The sequence below is a fragment of the Streptomyces sp. NPDC002446 genome, assembly GCF_053595675.1.
This window is the reverse complement of the sequence record NZ_JBSFYC010000064.1, coordinates 32180-47609: the sequence shown is the minus strand read 5'-3', so window position 1 is coordinate 47609 and position 15430 is coordinate 32180. Positions and strand designations below refer to the sequence as shown.

The window sequence follows — 15430 nt, the reverse complement described above, 5'->3', positions numbered from 1 at the left end:
GGCAGGGTGTCCGGACGTAAAGCGAAGCAGTCCGGACACCCTGCCCCGGAGGACCGCCACCGGCACCCGAAAAGCCCCGCGCAGCGGCACCCAGCCCGCCGCAGGCGCAACGGCGACAAACCCCCACGGCGGGAAAGCCGAAAACGCCGAAAGCCGAGCGCAAGCGTCAACGGCAGCCACAATTCGCCACCGCCGAAGCCAAGTTGTCCAAGGCCTTCTGGGCGCCCTGTGGGTCCGTCGTGCCGGAGGTCATGAAGGAGAAGACCAGGAGGCGGCCGTCGGCGTCCACGACGGTGCCGGCGAGGGTGTTCACGCCGGTGAGGGTGCCCGTCTTGGCGCGTACGGCGCCGGCGCCGGCACTCTGGCCCGTATAGCGGTTGCTGAGGGTGCCGGTGAAGGCGGCCACCGGGAGGCCGGTGACCACCGGGCGCAGGGCGGGGTGGCCGGGGGCGGAGGCCTGCAGCAGGAGGCGGGAGAGCAGGGCGGCGGAGACCTTGTCGGCGCGGTCCAGGCCGCTGCCGTCCGCGAAGACGGCGCCGGAGAGGGGGAGTCGCAGGCGCGCCAGGGCGGTGTGTACGGCCTTGCCGGCGCCGGCGAAGCTCGCCGGCCGGCGGGAGCCGATGGCGGTCTGGCGGGCCAGGGCCTCGGCGATGTCGTTGTCGGAGTAGGTGAGCATCCGCTCCACGAGGGCGGAGAACGGGAGGGAGCGGACGGTGGCGAGGCGGTCGGGGTGGGCGGGCGCCTTGGCGGTGGCGGGGTCGCCCTCGACGGTGATGCCGCGCTCGCGGAGCAGGTCGGCGAAGGCCCGTGCGGCGTCGCCGGCGGGGTCGGTGGCACGGGGCGCGGGGCCGTGGTCGCTGTCGTCCAGGCGCGCCTCGTCGGTCATCAGCGCGGTGACCGGGGCGATGTTCTCGTTCGGGCCGATGGGGTGCTCGACGGGGCCCGCGTAGGCGGAGGTGTCGTAGCCGAGGCTGATCTTGGTGAGGTGGCGGCGCTGGAGCGCGCGGGCGGTGGCGTCGGCGAGGGTGCGCAGATTCGCGGGCTGATCGGCGGCGCTGTGCTGCGGGGCGCGGGCGGTGAGGGTGGGGTCTCCGCCGCCGACGAGCACGATGCGGTCCTTGCCGCCCATGACGACGGTGGTGTCGATGCGGTGGTCGGGGCCGCGGGTGGACAGGGCGGCGACCGCGGTGGCGATCTTGACGGTGGACGCCGGGGTGGCGGCCTTGGTCTGGCCGGCGCCGAAGACCTCGCGGCCCGCGGCGACGTCGAGGACGGAGGCGGTGCGCAGCGGGCCCAGCGCCGGGTCGTCGAGCAGCGGGTCGAGCGCGTCGGCCAGCCCCGCGTTGGTGGGGACGGGCGCGGCGCCGCGGCCCGCCGCACCGCCCGCGGGGCCGCCGAGTGCGGCCAGCACCGCCGGTGCGCTGGGCGCGGGCCCGGGTTCGGCGACGTGATGCTCGCCACTGGCACCGTCCATCGCGGCCGCCTCCGCGCGCTCGGCCGTACGCTGACCGGAGTCCCACGGGCCGGCCGCCGCCACCGCGACGATCGCAGCCGCCAGCCCGGTGGCTGCGGAGACCGCCGTCAGCCGCCAGGTTTGCCGGGTGTGGCGTGGTGTGGCCCTCCAGGCCTGCCGCGCGGCGACAGCAGCCGCCCGTGCGGGCCGCCCCGCCGCGCGCGTGGCAGCCCGCGCGGAATGCTGCACCGACTGCCATCTGACCTGCCATGTTCTGGTCTCCGGCACCTCGGACCAGCCCCTTTCGCCACCACACACCTGCGTGGGGGACACTTAATCACCAGACGTATGTGTTGATCATGGAGGAGCCACCCGTGGAGTTCGACGTCACCATCGAGATCCCGAAGGGTTCGCGGAACAAGTACGAGGTGGACCACGAGACCGGTCGGATCCGCCTGGACCGTCGACTCTTCACCTCGACCAGCTACCCGGCCGACTACGGCTTTGTCGAGAACACCCTGGGCGAGGACGGCGACCCGCTGGACGCCCTCGTCATCCTGGACGAGCCGACCTTCCCCGGCTGCCTGATCAAGTGCCGCGCCATCGGCATGTTCCGCATGACGGACGAGGCCGGCGGCGACGACAAGCTGCTGTGCGTCCCGGCGTCCGACCCCCGCGTGGAGCACCTGCGGGACATCCACCACGTGTCGGAGTTCGACCGCCTGGAGATCCAGCACTTCTTCGAGGTCTACAAGGACCTGGAGCCCGGCAAGTCCGTCGAGGGTGCCAACTGGGTCGGCCGCGCCGAGGCCGAGGCCGAGATCGAGGCCTCCTTCAAGCGCCTTGAGGCGCAGGGCGGCGCGCACTGACGCTCTGATTTTCCTACGCGAACGGGCGGCACCCAGTCGGGTTGCCGCCCGTCGTGTATGCCGGGCCCTGCCGGCGGCCCGGCCATGACCCATGGGACAGGCCCTAGAAGCCCCGCGTCCGCTTCGCGGCCCGGCGGCCGGCCTCCTGGACGGAGGGTGCGCGCAGGAACAGCCGGGCGACCTCGGCGCCGAGGTTGACCCCCACCGCGATGGCCAGCGCCAGCGAGGCGGCCTGGACCAGCGACGTCAGGCCCTGCGGCAGGTGGCCCTGGGCGAAGTTGAGCAGGCCGAAGTACGTGGCGCTACCGGGCAGCAGCGGGCCGATGGCGGCGGTGACGTACGGCAGCGCGGACGCATAGCGGTAGCGGGAGAGCAGCTGGCCGAAGAGGCCGACCAGCCCGGCCGCGATGGCGGTGGCGGGCACCGGGTTGAGCTTGGCGACATAGACGAGTGCGCCGTAGACCACCCAGGCGACACCGCCGTTCAGGGTCGCGAAGGCCACGGTGTGACGTTCCTGCTGAAGCAGCACACAGAACGCCAGCGCCAGCAGCATCGCCGCGATGATCTGCACCAGCGGCTCGTTGTAGACCCCCAGCGCCTGCTCGGGGTCGATCCGCTTGAGGCCCGGATTCAGCTGCAGTCCGATGTAGAGCACGCTGAGCACGCCGACGACGATGCCGACGATGAGGTAGCCGACCTCCAGCAGACGGGCGGCGGCGGTGATGTAGTAGCCGGTCAGCCCGTCGTGGACGCCGGCGACCAGGGCCCGTCCCGGGATCAGCGCGAACAGCCCACCGGTGATCACCGCGGACGCCTGCACATTGGCGTGCGCCAGGCCGAAGGCGACGCCCACCGCGGCGGGCGGCATCGCCGCGACCACGAACTGGTAGAACTCCGGCAGCCCGCGCCCGGACGCGAGCCAGGCCAGCCGGTCGCCGAGCATCGAGCCCACCGCGGCCGCGACGAACACCAGCGCCGTGCCGCCGACCAGCATGGACGCGGCGCCGGACAGCAGACCGGAGGCCACCGTCAGCGCCCAGCTCGGGTAGGGGTGGCGGTTACGGCGGATCTCGGCCAGGCCGCGGTAGGCCTCTTCGAGGGTGATGCCCTCGGAGGTGATGTCGTCGACGAGCCGGAAGACCGCGGACAGCCGGGTGTAGTCGACGCCGCGGCGCCGCACCGTACGGCTGGCGGTGACCGGGTCGTCGACCAGTGAGGGCTGGTACGAGATCGACAGCAGGGTGAAGGTGACGGTCGGCTCGACCCGCTCCAGCCCGTAGGCGTGCGCGACGCCGAACATGGCGGCCTCGACGTCCTCCGCGCCCTCGCCGCCGGCCAGCAGGATCTCGCCGATGCGCAGCGTCAGGTCGAGCACGCGGGGGACGGCCGGGCCGGTCTCCTCGTCACCGCGCTCGAGGCGCTCGGGGACCGGGCGCTCGTGGATCGGCATGCGCAGCATGGTCCGCATCCGGTCCTGCCAAGGGGCTTCCTTGGTGAGGCTGACGGCGGGGATGCCGTGCGGCGGGGTGAAGGCCAGGCCGATGGCGGTGGCGCCGACGGGGGTGGGCAGCGGGGTCTGCCCGGTGGTGCTGCCGGGCGGTGCGAAAGCGGAGCCCTCCTGCTCGGCGGGCGCCTCCGGGCGCAGGCCGGCGGGCAGGGCGAACTCGGAGGTGGGGTGCTCGTCCTCGGGCGGCGGAGGGAAGGGGACGCCCAGCGGTGGGGTGAAGGCGGAGTGCGCCTCGTCCGATGCGGGCTTGCGGTCCTCGGTTCCGCCTGCCTGCTCCGATACGTGTGGGTCCGACGCCACAGGTCTTCTCTCCTTGTTGGCCTCCTGGGGGGTGGTTCAAGGACACGATGCCTGATGCGAGGTCGCCGCGCTTGCCCGGGGCTGGGTTGGGCGGTGCGGCCGCCGTATTCGCCCGGGGCGGCGGTGTGAGGTTGGCTTGAACGCGCGGGGTCAGCGCTTGGCGTGGCGGCCGCGGCGGGCGGTCTCCGCGGGGGCGCCCTGGGGGGCCGGCCGGCCGGATTCGGCCGTCGGCTGCTGCTTCTTCGCCTTGCTGCGGGCGCGCAGGAACTCGATCACGATCGGGATCACGGAGATCAGCACGATCGCGATGAGCATCATCTCGATGTTCCTGTGGACGAACTCGACGTTCCCGAGCAGCGCGCCGAGCAGCGTGACACCGGCGCCCCACAGCGCGCCGCCGATGATGTTGAAGGTGATGAAGGAGCCGTAGTTCATCCGGCTCACACCGGCGATGATCGGCGTGAAGGTCCGGACGATCGGCACGAAGCGGGCCAGGATCAGCGACTTGGGGCCGTACTTCTCGAAGAATTCATGCGCCTTCTCGACGTTCTCCTGCTTGAAGAGGCGGGAGTCGGGGCGCTTGAAGAGCGCGGGGCCGACCTTGCGGCCGAAGAGGTAGCCGGCCTGGTCGCCGAGGACGGCGGCCAGCACGATCAGGGAGCACACCAGCCACAGCGGCTTGTCCAGCTTGCCCGCGGTCACCAGCAGTCCCGTGGTGAACAGCAGCGAGTCGCCCGGCAGGAAGAAGCCGATCAGCAGGCCGGACTCCGCGAAGACGATGACCAGGACACCGACCAGGCCGAACGTCGCGATCAGATAGTCCGGGTCCAGCCACTGGGGGCCGAGCGCGAGAGTATTCACGGGGTGAAGGCTCCTGGGTCGAGGGCGCCGGATCGTACGAGCGACGGGGATGCAGGCGCGTGTGCGGCCCAAAACTATCAACGCCGTGCGGCCCCCCTTGGTTCCAGGCGGCTCCGGCGGCCTCCACCCGACCGCTCCCCGACCGCTGGCCGCGCCCGCGGGCCCGGGTGATGCTGGCGGCAAGGAGGTGCGCACCTATGGGCATCGAGGAGTACGGCGGTGGACAGCACGCCCAGTCGGACGTCCTGGTCGTGACGACCAACGACGTGCCGGGGTTTCACGTGGAACGGGTGATCGGCGAGGTCTTCGGCCTGACCGTCCGCTCCCGCCATCTCGGCAGCCAGATCGGCGCGGGCCTGAAGTCGCTGGTCGGCGGCGAGCTGCGGGGGCTGACCAAGACCCTGGTCGAGACCCGCAACCAGGCGATGGAGCGGCTGGTGGAGCAGGCCCGCTCGCGCGGCGCGAATGCGGTGCTGATGTTCCGCTTCGATGTCACGGAGGCCGCGGACGTGGGCACCGAGGTGTGCGCCTACGGGACGGCCGTGGTGCTCGCCCCGCTGAGCTGAGCCGGTCGGCGGCACACCCGTACGGGCCGGAGGCGCGCGCTCCGGCCCGTAGGGATCACTGGTGGCGGGCGCCGTTGGCGACGATCGCGTCGCGCAGGTAGACCGCGAGGCCGGGCCTGATCGCCTCGAACGTGGCGGTGAAGCGCTCGTCGGCGACGTACATCTCGCCCAGGCAGGTGTGGAACTCGCGGGTGCACTCGTAGTACGCGCCGTCCATGAACAGGCGGTGCTCCTCGGCGACGTCCATCGCGGCCTCGGAGTCGGCCGGCACCCCCTGCGCGAGCAGGTCCGCCATCTTCTGGTGGATGGCGTCGAACCCGGCCGTCAGCCGCTTCCAGTCCTCCTTGGTGTACGTGGCCGTCCGGCGCTGCGACTCCTTGTAGGCGTCGGTGTGGCCCCAGCGCTCCTCGGCCTCCGCGGCGTACTTGTCGGGGTCGAAGTCCCCGAAGACCTCGAACTTCTCCTCCGGTGTGAGCCTGACGTTCATCCTGCGTGCCTCCATCGCGTGTTCGACGGCGGCGGCCATGGCCTGGAGCTTGCCGATCCGGGCGGTCAGCAGGTCGTGCTGGCGCCGCAGGTGGTCCTGCGGGTCCGCGTCCGGGTCGTCCAGGAGGGCCGCGACCTCTTCGAGCGGAAAGCCGAGCTCCCGGTAGAACAGGATCTGCTGCAGCCGGTCCAGGTCGTCGTCGCCGTAGCGGCGGTGACCTGCGTGGTTGCGTTCGCTGGGCAGCAGCAGCCCGATCTCGTCGTAGTGGTGCAAGGTGCGCACCGTCACCCCGGCGAAGGCCGCGACCTGCCCGACCGAATAGCTCACTTCCGCTCCCCTCTCGGTACGCGTTCCACGATGCGACCTCACGTCGCGTGAGGTGCAAGTCCGGGGCGAGGAGGTCTCCTGGTCACTTCTTGGCGTACCGGAACGGGTGGAGCACCCGGACGTCGGCGGCCTGCACCATCTTCCCGTGGGGGACATACCGACGCCACAGCGGATGTCCCTCACCCGGGGAAGGGCGCCGCGGCACTAGGCAGCGGCGATGGCGGGCGCCGCGGACGTCTTCCCGGTCAGCGCCGCGCGCTTCTCGCTCTGGGCGAAGACATACAGGAGGGCCGGATGGGTCGCGCCGAAGGCCAGCACAAAGCGGTTGAGGCCCATGAACTGCCCGATTCCCAGGTGGAACAGCGTCATCGAGCCGAGGAAGGCCTTCGCCGCGGGCTTGGGCAGCACGAAGACGAGCGGGAAGGCGACCTCCGCGCCGATCGTCCCCCAGGTCACGAGCTTCCCCACCACCGGGTACTTGTGCACGAGCCGGTAGATGCGCTGGTCCCCGTAGTTGTGCGTACGGATGACTCCGCTGAACGCCTCTCCGCTGAGCCACACCGGGGACACGAGCTTGACCACGCCGGACGCGACATAGGAGATGGTCGTCTCCAGAGCCAGCGCGCGCATGGCCACGTCGCGGGCCTTCTCGCCGTCCTTGAAGGTGCCGGTCGAGGCGAGGACGATGTTGATGACCTGCTGGAGCTGGTCGGCGCCGTCCCCGCCGAAGGGGGAGCGCAGCCGTCCGGCCGCGCCGGTCACCGCCAGAACGGCGCTGCCCGCGGTGCGTACCGCGCGCTTGTGGCCCCAGATCAGGGTGGCGGCAGAAGCACCCGCCTGTATCCCGTACAGGGCGGTCGCTGCCTTCTTGGACTCAAGGGCGCGTGTCAGCCGGGGGAAACGCTTGGCGAACTTGGGGCGCATGTTCGCCACCTGGCCGCTCAGCATTTCGCCTTCTTCGAACTTACGCGTCTGGCTCAGCATTTCCAGTGCGGAGACCAGCGTACCCAGCGAAGCCACTCGGCGTGCCGTGACCTCGGGCGGAGCGCTGAGGAACATGGATGGGTGCTCCCGGTGATGTGATGCGAGTACGGTGGATATGGAAAACGGCGGCACGGTATGCGTATCGGGCGTACCGTGCCGCCGCGTCTTTCCTCAGACGGGGCTAACGATGCCGGTCAGCATCGCCTGCCGGCCGGCTGGTTCAGCGCTGGATGTCCTTGGTGACCTCGTGCAGCGCGTAAGCGGTGGCGGAGGTCACGGCGACGCCCTCGGGGGTCGCGAGGGTGGCCAGCGGGGTGAGCATGGTCGGGGTCGCGTCGTTGCCGATACGGCCCGGCGTCACGTCGGCCAGCTCGGTGTTGGCGAAGTCAGCCACAACAGACATTTCTTTCCTCTTTCTCTCAGGATTCACTCAGCGAGTTCTCCAGCCGTTCGGCGGGAGGGCGCGGACTCACGCGGCGCGGGGGTGCCGAGTGAGCTCGCAGCTTCCAGTCGAGAGGGCGGTCGACTCGCTATGCGGCTAGCGGAGATGGGGCGTTGGCGGGGGTGACTTCTCCCTCCAGCGGGAATTCCAGGGAGACGAAGACGGGGTCGATGTGCCGGTCTTCGGGGCTGGTGGGGTACGAATGCAGCAGCATGAACTGGCTGTGCGAGGCGCCTTCGGCATGGGGCAGGTGGAGCTGGATGTAGCGGGCCAGCAGCCGGTACCCGGACGCCGTCGTCACGGGGAGCACTTCCGATCCGAAGGCGACCGCCTGGGCGAGGGTGTGCTGGGTCGCGTCGAACAGGGCCTTCGGGCTCCGGTTGCGGGCGTTCCACGCCAGTGCGTACCACGGCCGGTCGTGGACGATCGGCACCTCCGTCCACTCACCGGGCTTGCCGTCCGTGATGTCCCGGTAGAGAAGGTGGTTGTCCTTGACTCCGGGGTTCGGGCCGAAGAAGCGCCAGTTCGGAGTCGGTATCCGCAGCATTCCGCGGCGCAGGAGGCCGTCGAAGCGCTGCTCGGGGATCTGTGCCGCCGCCGTCGCCACCAGCCAGGCGGCGAGTGACGTCGTCACGGCGACGGTCTTTACGCGTTCGGTGTTCACCTTCATGATCACGTCAGCTCCTCCTCCCGCTCCGCGGCGCCCACAGCGGCCAGGCGTCCCTTGGTGGACGGCCGCCACGACGTTCCGAGCGGCTCGGAGGGCGGTTCACCGGCGATCAGCTCCGTCACCTCTTTGGCGTGCTGCTGCACGGCGAGAAGGGACTCGTGGTCGGAGCCGTCGACGAAGTGGTGCCGGGCCCTTTCCGAGATGACGGCCAGCCTGGCCTGGATCCCGGCGTGCAGGGTGTTGTCACCGATGTTGTTCTCCGCCGTGATGACGGTCAACGGGCAGTCCAGAGCGGTCAGTTCGGGATAGGTCATCGCGTCCCGGTACTCCCGGTGGGCCGTGGCCCACGTACGGGGGGTCGCCAGGAACGCCCGGTAGCTCCGGTTGATTTCCGGGCGGTACTGCTGGTTCACGTTCATGGCGGGGCGGAAGACCGAGAGACCCGTTGCCGCGAACACCTGCTCCATGACCATCCGCTGGTGGGACCACCGGTCGACATCGGTGCGGCGGGCGTGGCGCAGGCTGACCACTTCAGTGGCGTCGATCATGACCACGTGGGTCACGCCCTGCACCGCGTCCGGGTGCAGCGACGCATAGGCCGCGACGAAGTATCCGCCCAGGGAGTGGCCCGCCAGTACCACCGGAAGGTCGCCGATGTAGGTGTCGCGCAGCTCCTGCAGCAGCTCGAAGTGCGGCTCCAGGCCATAGGTGGTGTCCGGCGTGCTGAGCCCGTAGCCGGGGCGGTTGAACCGCACATATCCCATGTCCGCGGGAAGGGCGTCGCAGACCCAGTCCCAGTATTCCTGGGGCGCGCCCATACCGTTGTCGAGCAGAACGGCGCGCCGCGCCTGAGGAGGAATATGGACGTCGACCTCTACGAGGCTTCCATCGGGCCTCTCGTGCAGCATGTAGCGACGTGTACGTTCGCGTTTGCCCGTGTATCGCGTTACTGCGCCGGTCAGCAGGCTTGCACCGGCCAGTCCAGCAATGCCTACGGCAAACTGACGCTCCAAAGACGCCACATTCCCTCCCCCGTGATTCGAAGTGGCTGTTATTGATAAACCTAGCACCAGGTGCCGGTATAAAGTAATGAGTTAATTGACTCTTGGACCCGGACGGACCCTCCCCCGGGACGCCGGAGAACGGCCGGCCAAGCTCCTGCTGTACTTCCGGAGTTCTATGTAAAGCTCGCCTATGGTGGCCTTGAGGTTGGCGTTTTCTTGGGTCAGATCGGCTATCAGGGATGCGACTTCGGCATCCCTGCCACCCCCGCCGGCGAGGCCGTCACGGCCTCCCTCAATAAACTGGCGACGCCAGTTCGATACAGACTGCTCGGAGACTCCGGCTTCCCGCGCGGCCTCCGCCGCGGTCAGTTCACCGGTCACCACTCTGAGTACAAGAGCGAACTTCTGATCCGTCGGCAATATCGGCGGACGTCCCACGTGCTGCCCCCATTTCTGTCATCCGCGCTGCGCTGTGTCCTGCCTTCAGGGTTTGACGTAGCAACACATGAAGAGGGGTGCCTGTTCGCTGTACGGGGTGCCGTCCCACCGCGACATATGGGCCTCGGGCTCCAGCCCGGCCGCGCGGGCGTAGCCGTCGACGTCCTCCGGCGTGGTCAGCCGGGTGAGTTCGTTGCCCACCCTGGTGGTGCCGTCGGCCTGGTACAGGATGTGCGAACAGTGCCACAGACCGCCGTCGAGCAGGGTGGAATGGGTCTGCACGCCCGTTCCCGGCTCCGGGTAGGGGACGAAGTAGGTGGTGCGGGCGCGCCCCTCGTGGAGTTCCAGGACCGCCGGCTTGTTGTGCGTCTCGATCACCAGCCGGCCGCCGGGGACAAGGAGGTCGGCCGCTCGCTGAACGGCCCGCTGCTGGTCCTCGGGAGTGGTCAGGCACGACAGCGTCGCGCAGACGGAATACACCAGCCCGTAGCGGGATTCCGAGGTGTAGCTGCGTATGTCCCCGTGCACCGGGGTGACGTCCCCGCCGTCCTTCAGCTTGACGCGCAGGGCGTCCAGCATCTCGGGGGAGGAGTCCACGCCCGTCACATGGCCTATATGCGCGGAGAGCGGGAGGGCAATCCGTCCCGTACCGACACCGAATTCAATGGTCCCCGCCTCGGGATCGGGGTGGCGGGCCGACAGCCCCGCCACCGCCTCAGCGGTCATCCTGTCGTCCGGGAGCAGCCTGTCGTACCAGCCCTCGAACTGTCTGCCGTAGCCGATGTCTTCAATCCCGTGTACCACGCGATCCCCCTTTCTTCACCCCCACATTCGATGCTGTGGAACGCCACGAAGACGAAGAGCCGGAGCAAGGCTGAATGTGACGCAGCAACAAAAGCGGGGTGGACAGATGAACCCGGCCCGACTGCATGGTTGGTCAGACCCGCAGTCCCCCTGGCCCCGTGCTGACACATCAACAAAATGTGGGGGGTAACTTGATCAACACACTATCAGGCCAACTGTTGGCCGGCAATCGATAGGCGACGTAATACGGGCCACGGAGGGGCAGTTGAGGGATTTGGTTAATCAACAGGTAAAGAACTGACCACGGGCGGGAAGAGGCTAATCCGCCGGTTACTCACTTGAGTGCCAGGCCGGGCACGCTGCGTATACCGAAACGGTGCCGGAGCGCGGAGAGCGCGGCCAAATAGCCGGACATTCCGTGCACGCTGGGCCCCGGCGGCGTGGCCGAGGAGCACAGGAATACTCCGGGAAGCGGTGTGCGGTAGGGGTCGAAGCGCGGGACGGGCCGCGCGATGCTCTGATACAGCGTCATGGCACCGGAACCGATGTCCCCGCCGACGTAGTTGGGGTTGTAGGCCTCGTACGAGGCGGCGGCCATGGACCGGTGGGCGAGAATCGTGTCCCCGAAGCCCGGGGCGTACCGCTCGATGCGGGCACGGACCAGTTCGAAGGGGTCGGTGGGATCCCCGTTCGGTACGTGTGCGTAGGCCCACACGGGCCGCTTCCCCGGCAGCCCCCGCCCCGGGTCCGTCACCGCCGGGTCCACGACGAGGACGAAGGGCTCCCCGGTGCGTACTCCGCGTGCGTTCACCGTCTCCTGCCGGACCATCTCGGCGTGGGTACCGCCCAGATGCACCGTGCCGGCACGGCCCACAGCCGGATCGGACCAGGGAATCGGCTCGGAGACCAGGAAGTCCACCTTGGCGGCGCCCGGACCGTAGCGGAAGCGCTCCAGGCCGCGGGCGTAGGTGCGGGGCAGCCGGTCGCCGGCGAGGGCCAGGAAGCCCTTCGGGCTGGTGTCGAGCAACACGGCGCGTGCACCGCGCAGTTCGGCCAGGTCCGCCACCGGGCACCCGGTGTGGAAGACGCCGCCGTGCGCGGTGATGTCCTCGGCCATCGCCTCGGCGATGCGGCCGCTGCCGCCGCGTGGCAGCGGCCATCCCGTCCCGTGCGCCAGGTGGCCGAGCAACATGGCCACCGCGCCGCCCGCCAGGCTCGGCAGCTTGCCGACCGCGTGCGCGGCGACGCCGGTGAGCAGCGCGGGAGCCTCCTCGCCGCGGAAGCGTGCCGCACCGAGCCCGCTGCCGTGGAGCGCCACCCGGCTTGCCAGCAGCAGGGCGGCCGCGGGATCCCGCGGCAGACTGCGCTGCCCGGAGAGGACCAGGTCGACGACCGCTTCGCTGTGTTCGAGCAACGGGCCCATCAGCCGCCGCCAGCGCGGACCGTCGGGTCCCAGGTGCGCACAGGTCTTCGCCAGTGAGCGGTAGGCCAGGGCGGCCCGGCCCCCGTCCAGCGGATGGGCGTAGCTGATCTCGGGATGCAGGAGCTCGACCCCGCGGTCCGCCAGGCCGAACGCGCGGAAGAACGGAGAGGCGGCGGCCATGGGGTGGACGGCGGAGCAGATGTCGTGCACGACGCCGCTGTCGAAGAGAGGAGCGGTGCGCAGCCCGCCCCCTATGGTGTCGGCCGCCTCGTACAGCTCCACCCGCAGACCGGCCCGGGCCAGGACCACACCGGCCGCGAGGCCGTTGGGGCCGGTGCCCACGATGGCGACGTCACAGGTGCTCACCACCGCTCCTCACTCCTGATGGGCCGCAGCTGCAGGGTCTGCTCGGCGAGTCCGACGTACGGCGGCCAGCCGAAGGCGAAGGAGGGCGGCGGCGCCCACGGCTCCACCCGTTCCGGGCCGGCCGCCGGGGCGGCGAAGCCGGGTTCGGCGTGCAGCTGCGAGCCGGCCAGCCGCCGGTAGAGCTCGTCGTGCTCCATCAGGTCGCGGTGCACGCCGGTGGCCCGGACTCTGCCCCCCTCCATCACCACGATCTTGTCGGCGTCGATCACCGTGGAGATCCGGTGGGCGATGGCGATGACCGCGCACTGCCGGGAGACCCGGCGCACCACGTCGCGGAAGTCCCGCTCCGAGTCGGAGTCCAGGTTGGAGGTGGCTTCGTCCAGCAGCATGACCGCGGGCTGCTGCAGCAGCGTACGGGCGATGCACAGGCGCTGGCGCTGGCCGCCGGACAATCCGCTGCCCTGGTCGCCGAGTTCGGTGTCGAGGCCGCGCGGGAGATTGGCGATCACCGAAGTGAGGCCGGCCATCTCCACCGCCTCCCGGATGGCTTCGTCACCGGCGTGGGGGTTGGCGTAGGTCAGGTTCTCCCGGATGGTGCCGCGCATGGCCGCGCTGTCCTGCTGGACATAGCCGACCAGCCCGCGGACCGTGTCGAGGGGCAGCGCCTCGATGTTCTGCCCGCTGAGCTGTACGCGGCCGCCGTCGACCGCGTAGAAGCGTTCGATCAGCTGGAACATGGTGGTCTTGCCCGCGCCCGAAGGCCCGACCACCGCCGTCAGCCCGCGCGCCGGCACACTGAACGAGACGCCGTTGAGAACCTGCGTCTTCTCCTCCTGCTTCCCCCGCCGGTAGGAGAAGCGCACGTCGTGGAATTCGACCGCCGGCCGGTGCAGGGCCAGCGGGCCGACGTGCGCGGGGCCCGCCGCGCCGGCCGGTTCGTTGCCCTCCTGGGGCAGGCGGGCGAGCTCGTCCACCCTCTGGATGGCGGCCCGGCCCTGGACGAACTGGCCCACCCCCATGAAGAACATCACCAGCGGCGACACCAGCTGGAACAGATACATGATGAACGTGGTCAGGCTGGCCATGTCCATCTCGCCGCGGGCCACCCAGGACATGCCGACGCCCACGACGACGGCCAGGGCGCCCTGCGTGCCGACGTTCATGGAGGGCATCAGCAGTGCGTTGTAGGCGTTGACCCGTATGCCGGAACGCCGCGCCGTGTCGGCCAGCTTGCCGATGCGGGCGGCCTCACGCGGCTCGGCGCGGGAGGCCTTCACCGTGGGCAGCGCGGAGAGCACGCGCTGTATGTCACTGGCGAATGCGCCGGTGTCGTCCCGGTTCTGCAGAGCGACCTTGCGCAGCTTGCGGGCGAGCGCAATGGAGATGATGCTGGCGGCGCCCAGGCAGCTCATGGTGATGACCATCAGCCACAGATCGATGATGAACATCAGCACGACGCCGCCAATTACCGTGGCGCCACTGATGATCAGCTGGGCGAGGCTCTGCGAGAGGGCAATCTTCACCAGTGAGGTATCGGTGACCGTGCGGGTGAAGATATCGCCCTGGGACTGTTTCCCGAACGCGGTGAGGTCGGCGCGCAGAAGGCGTCCGGTCAGGATATGGCGGACGTCGTAGACGATATTCTCCCCGGCCCGCCCGATGACATAGGCCTGGAGCGAGGAGAAGAGCGCACCCGCGCAGAAGAGGCCGACGAGCGTCGCGATGGGGCCGGTCATCGGGGCGCCGCCGCCCGCCGCCTCGATCAGTTTGCCGATGGCCCAGGGCTGGGTGAGCGAGGCGCCCACCCCCAGCAGACCGAGCAGCACACCGGTGAGCAGCAGCCCGGTGTGCGCTCTGGCGACACTCGCGACCGACTCGCTGCCGTTTGTGGCCCCGCCTCTCGGGCTCGCGTTTTTCACGTGACTCGCCATGAGCGCTCCCCCCGCTTTGCCGACGGTCACGGCGAATGTGCGCACCAGAAGTGCAGCCCTGCCTTGCGGGCCCCGTCGACAGGTTGTTCGAAGCTAACACGCCACACGTCATAAAGTTATGAGTTAGTTGACCCGCCGGCCGCACACCCTTCGGCGGAATGGGCCGTCCGTGACCGGCGTAAGTTAATTGCGTTGTTGTCCGCTCGGCGCACTCCCCGAGAATTCCCGGCCACCGGCCGGCTGCCCGAACAGCGCACCTAGCTCCCTCGGGCGTACTCCACACGCCATGAGCCCGCGGTGTCCGTATCGTCGGGTTCTGAGGGCTCCAGGAGGGAGGTGCGTCCGTCCATGCCCGTGCACGACGTCCACGTCGCCGTCATCTACTACTCCTCCACCGGCACCATCGCCGAGCTCGCCCGGTGGATCGCGGACCACGCCGAGCACGCCGGGGCCGACGTACGACTGCGCCGGACGGCCGAGCTCGCCCCGCAGGCGGCGATCGACGCCAACCCTGCCTGGGCGGCGAACGCCGCGGCCACCGCGGACATCCTGGAGGCCACCCATGAGGACGTGCTCTGGGCGGACGCGGTGATCCTGGGGACCCCGACCCGCTTCGGCAATGTGTCCTCCCAGCTCAAGCAGTACCTCGACACCCTGGGCGGCCTCTGGCACCAGGGCCGGCTGGCCGACAAGGTCTACAGCGGCTTCACCGCGAGCGCCACCCGGCACGGCGGCCAGGAGTCCACCCTGCTCGCGCTCTACCAGACCGTCCACCACTTCGGCGGCATCCTCATCGCCCCGGGCTACACCGACCCGGCGAAGTACACCGACGGCAACCCCTACGGCACCTCCCACGTCGGCGGCCCGGACACCCCGCCCGACGACGTCGCACGCACCGCGGCCCGCATCCAGGCGGAGCGCGTGGTGAAGTTCACCAAAGCCATCAAGCACGGCCTCCCACACGGCCTCGAACACGGCCTCTCGCCGACGAGTTGACG

At 69.9% G+C, this 15430-nt stretch carries 15 protein-coding genes; 3 read left to right on the top strand and 12 right to left on the bottom strand.

Features of this window, described 5'->3' with window-relative positions:
• Positions 1–166: 166 nt before the first annotated feature.
• Complete coding sequence (gene dacB, locus ACWD6P_RS28805; RefSeq protein ID WP_451447089.1) at positions 167–1741, bottom strand: D-alanyl-D-alanine carboxypeptidase/D-alanyl-D-alanine endopeptidase; 1575 nt, start codon at positions 1739–1741, stop codon at positions 167–169.
• A gap of 86 nt (positions 1742–1827) precedes the next feature.
• Between dacB and ACWD6P_RS28800 the strand changes: the two genes are divergently transcribed.
• Positions 1828–2322 (top strand): inorganic diphosphatase, encoded by a 495-nt coding sequence (locus ACWD6P_RS28800; RefSeq protein ID WP_017949744.1) that lies wholly within the window; start codon positions 1828–1830, stop codon positions 2320–2322.
• Positions 2323–2425: 103 nt separating this feature from the next.
• On the opposite strand, the gene ACWD6P_RS28795 is transcribed toward ACWD6P_RS28800, so the two are convergent.
• Positions 2426–4129: a threonine/serine ThrE exporter family protein gene (locus ACWD6P_RS28795; protein ID WP_451447088.1), complete on the bottom strand. Its 1704-nt coding sequence runs from the start codon at positions 4127–4129 to the stop codon at positions 2426–2428.
• A gap of 150 nt (positions 4130–4279) precedes the next feature.
• Entirely contained in the window at positions 4280–4990 is a 711-nt protein-coding gene (locus ACWD6P_RS28790) for a DedA family protein (RefSeq protein WP_451447087.1), read from the bottom strand.
• Positions 4991–5187: 197 nt separating this feature from the next.
• Here ACWD6P_RS28790 and ACWD6P_RS28785 point away from each other — a divergent pair, with 197 nt between their 5' ends.
• A complete protein-coding gene (locus ACWD6P_RS28785; RefSeq protein ID WP_451447086.1) occupies positions 5188–5556 on the top strand; it encodes a YbjQ family protein in 369 nt (122 codons plus the stop codon).
• A gap of 55 nt (positions 5557–5611) precedes the next feature.
• On the opposite strand, the gene ACWD6P_RS28780 is transcribed toward ACWD6P_RS28785, so the two are convergent.
• From ACWD6P_RS28780 to ACWD6P_RS28740, 9 genes are all read right to left on the bottom strand, one after another.
• Complete coding sequence (locus ACWD6P_RS28780) at positions 5612–6370, bottom strand: MerR family transcriptional regulator (protein ID WP_451447085.1); 759 nt, start codon at positions 6368–6370, stop codon at positions 5612–5614.
• A 204-nt stretch (positions 6371–6574) separates the two neighbouring features.
• Complete coding sequence (locus ACWD6P_RS28775; RefSeq protein WP_451447084.1) at positions 6575–7429, bottom strand: hypothetical protein; 855 nt, start codon at positions 7427–7429, stop codon at positions 6575–6577.
• 145 nt (positions 7430–7574) lie between these two features.
• Entirely contained in the window at positions 7575–7757 is a 183-nt protein-coding gene (locus ACWD6P_RS28770) for a linaridin family RiPP (RefSeq protein ID WP_129250142.1), read from the bottom strand.
• A gap of 127 nt (positions 7758–7884) precedes the next feature.
• Positions 7885–8466: a hypothetical protein gene (locus tag ACWD6P_RS28765; RefSeq protein ID WP_451447091.1), complete on the bottom strand. Its 582-nt coding sequence runs from the start codon at positions 8464–8466 to the stop codon at positions 7885–7887.
• 2 nt (positions 8467–8468) lie between these two features.
• A complete protein-coding gene (locus ACWD6P_RS28760) occupies positions 8469–9374 on the bottom strand; it encodes an alpha/beta fold hydrolase (protein ID WP_451447083.1) in 906 nt (301 codons plus the stop codon).
• A 186-nt stretch (positions 9375–9560) separates the two neighbouring features.
• Positions 9561–9908, bottom strand: coding sequence for a transposase (locus tag ACWD6P_RS28755; protein ID WP_451447082.1), 348 nt, complete (start codon positions 9906–9908; stop codon positions 9561–9563).
• A gap of 45 nt (positions 9909–9953) precedes the next feature.
• Positions 9954–10712 (bottom strand): class I SAM-dependent methyltransferase, encoded by a 759-nt coding sequence (locus tag ACWD6P_RS28750; protein WP_451447081.1) that lies wholly within the window; start codon positions 10710–10712, stop codon positions 9954–9956.
• A gap of 334 nt (positions 10713–11046) precedes the next feature.
• The gene (locus tag ACWD6P_RS28745) at positions 11047–12501 is read right to left on the bottom strand and encodes a phytoene desaturase family protein (protein WP_451447080.1); all 1455 of its coding nucleotides are present in this window, start codon (positions 12499–12501) and stop codon (positions 11047–11049) included.
• A complete protein-coding gene (locus tag ACWD6P_RS28740; RefSeq protein WP_451447079.1) occupies positions 12498–14432 on the bottom strand; it encodes an ABC transporter ATP-binding protein in 1935 nt (644 codons plus the stop codon). Before ACWD6P_RS28740 ends, ACWD6P_RS28745 begins: the two co-directional genes overlap by 4 nt.
• A gap of 348 nt (positions 14433–14780) precedes the next feature.
• Between ACWD6P_RS28740 and wrbA the strand changes: the two genes are divergently transcribed.
• Positions 14781–15428, top strand: a complete 648-nt coding sequence (gene wrbA, locus ACWD6P_RS28735; RefSeq protein ID WP_451447078.1) for an NAD(P)H:quinone oxidoreductase — start codon at positions 14781–14783, stop codon at positions 15426–15428.
• Positions 15429–15430: the final 2 nt, after the last annotated feature.

Bases quoted from the DNA above. Each gene is read 5' to 3' on its own strand.
- ACWD6P_RS28785 (WP_451447086.1), top strand. From the start codon at position 5,188: ATGGGCATCGAGGAGTACGGCGGTGGACAGCACGCCCAGTCGGACGTC.
- ACWD6P_RS28775 (WP_451447084.1), bottom strand. From the start codon at position 7,429: ATGTTCCTCAGCGCTCCGCCCGAGGTCACGGCACGCCGAGTGGCTTCG.
- ACWD6P_RS28770 (WP_129250142.1), bottom strand. From the start codon at position 7,757: ATGTCTGTTGTGGCTGACTTCGCCAACACCGAGCTGGCCGACGTGACG.
- ACWD6P_RS28765 (WP_451447091.1), bottom strand. From the start codon at position 8,466: ATGAAGGTGAACACCGAACGCGTAAAGACCGTCGCCGTGACGACGTCA.
- ACWD6P_RS28760 (WP_451447083.1), bottom strand. From the start codon at position 9,374: ATGCTGCACGAGAGGCCCGATGGAAGCCTCGTAGAGGTCGACGTCCAT.
- ACWD6P_RS28740 (WP_451447079.1), bottom strand. From the start codon at position 14,432: ATGGCGAGTCACGTGAAAAACGCGAGCCCGAGAGGCGGGGCCACAAAC.
- wrbA (WP_451447078.1), top strand. From the start codon at position 14,781: ATGCCCGTGCACGACGTCCACGTCGCCGTCATCTACTACTCCTCCACC.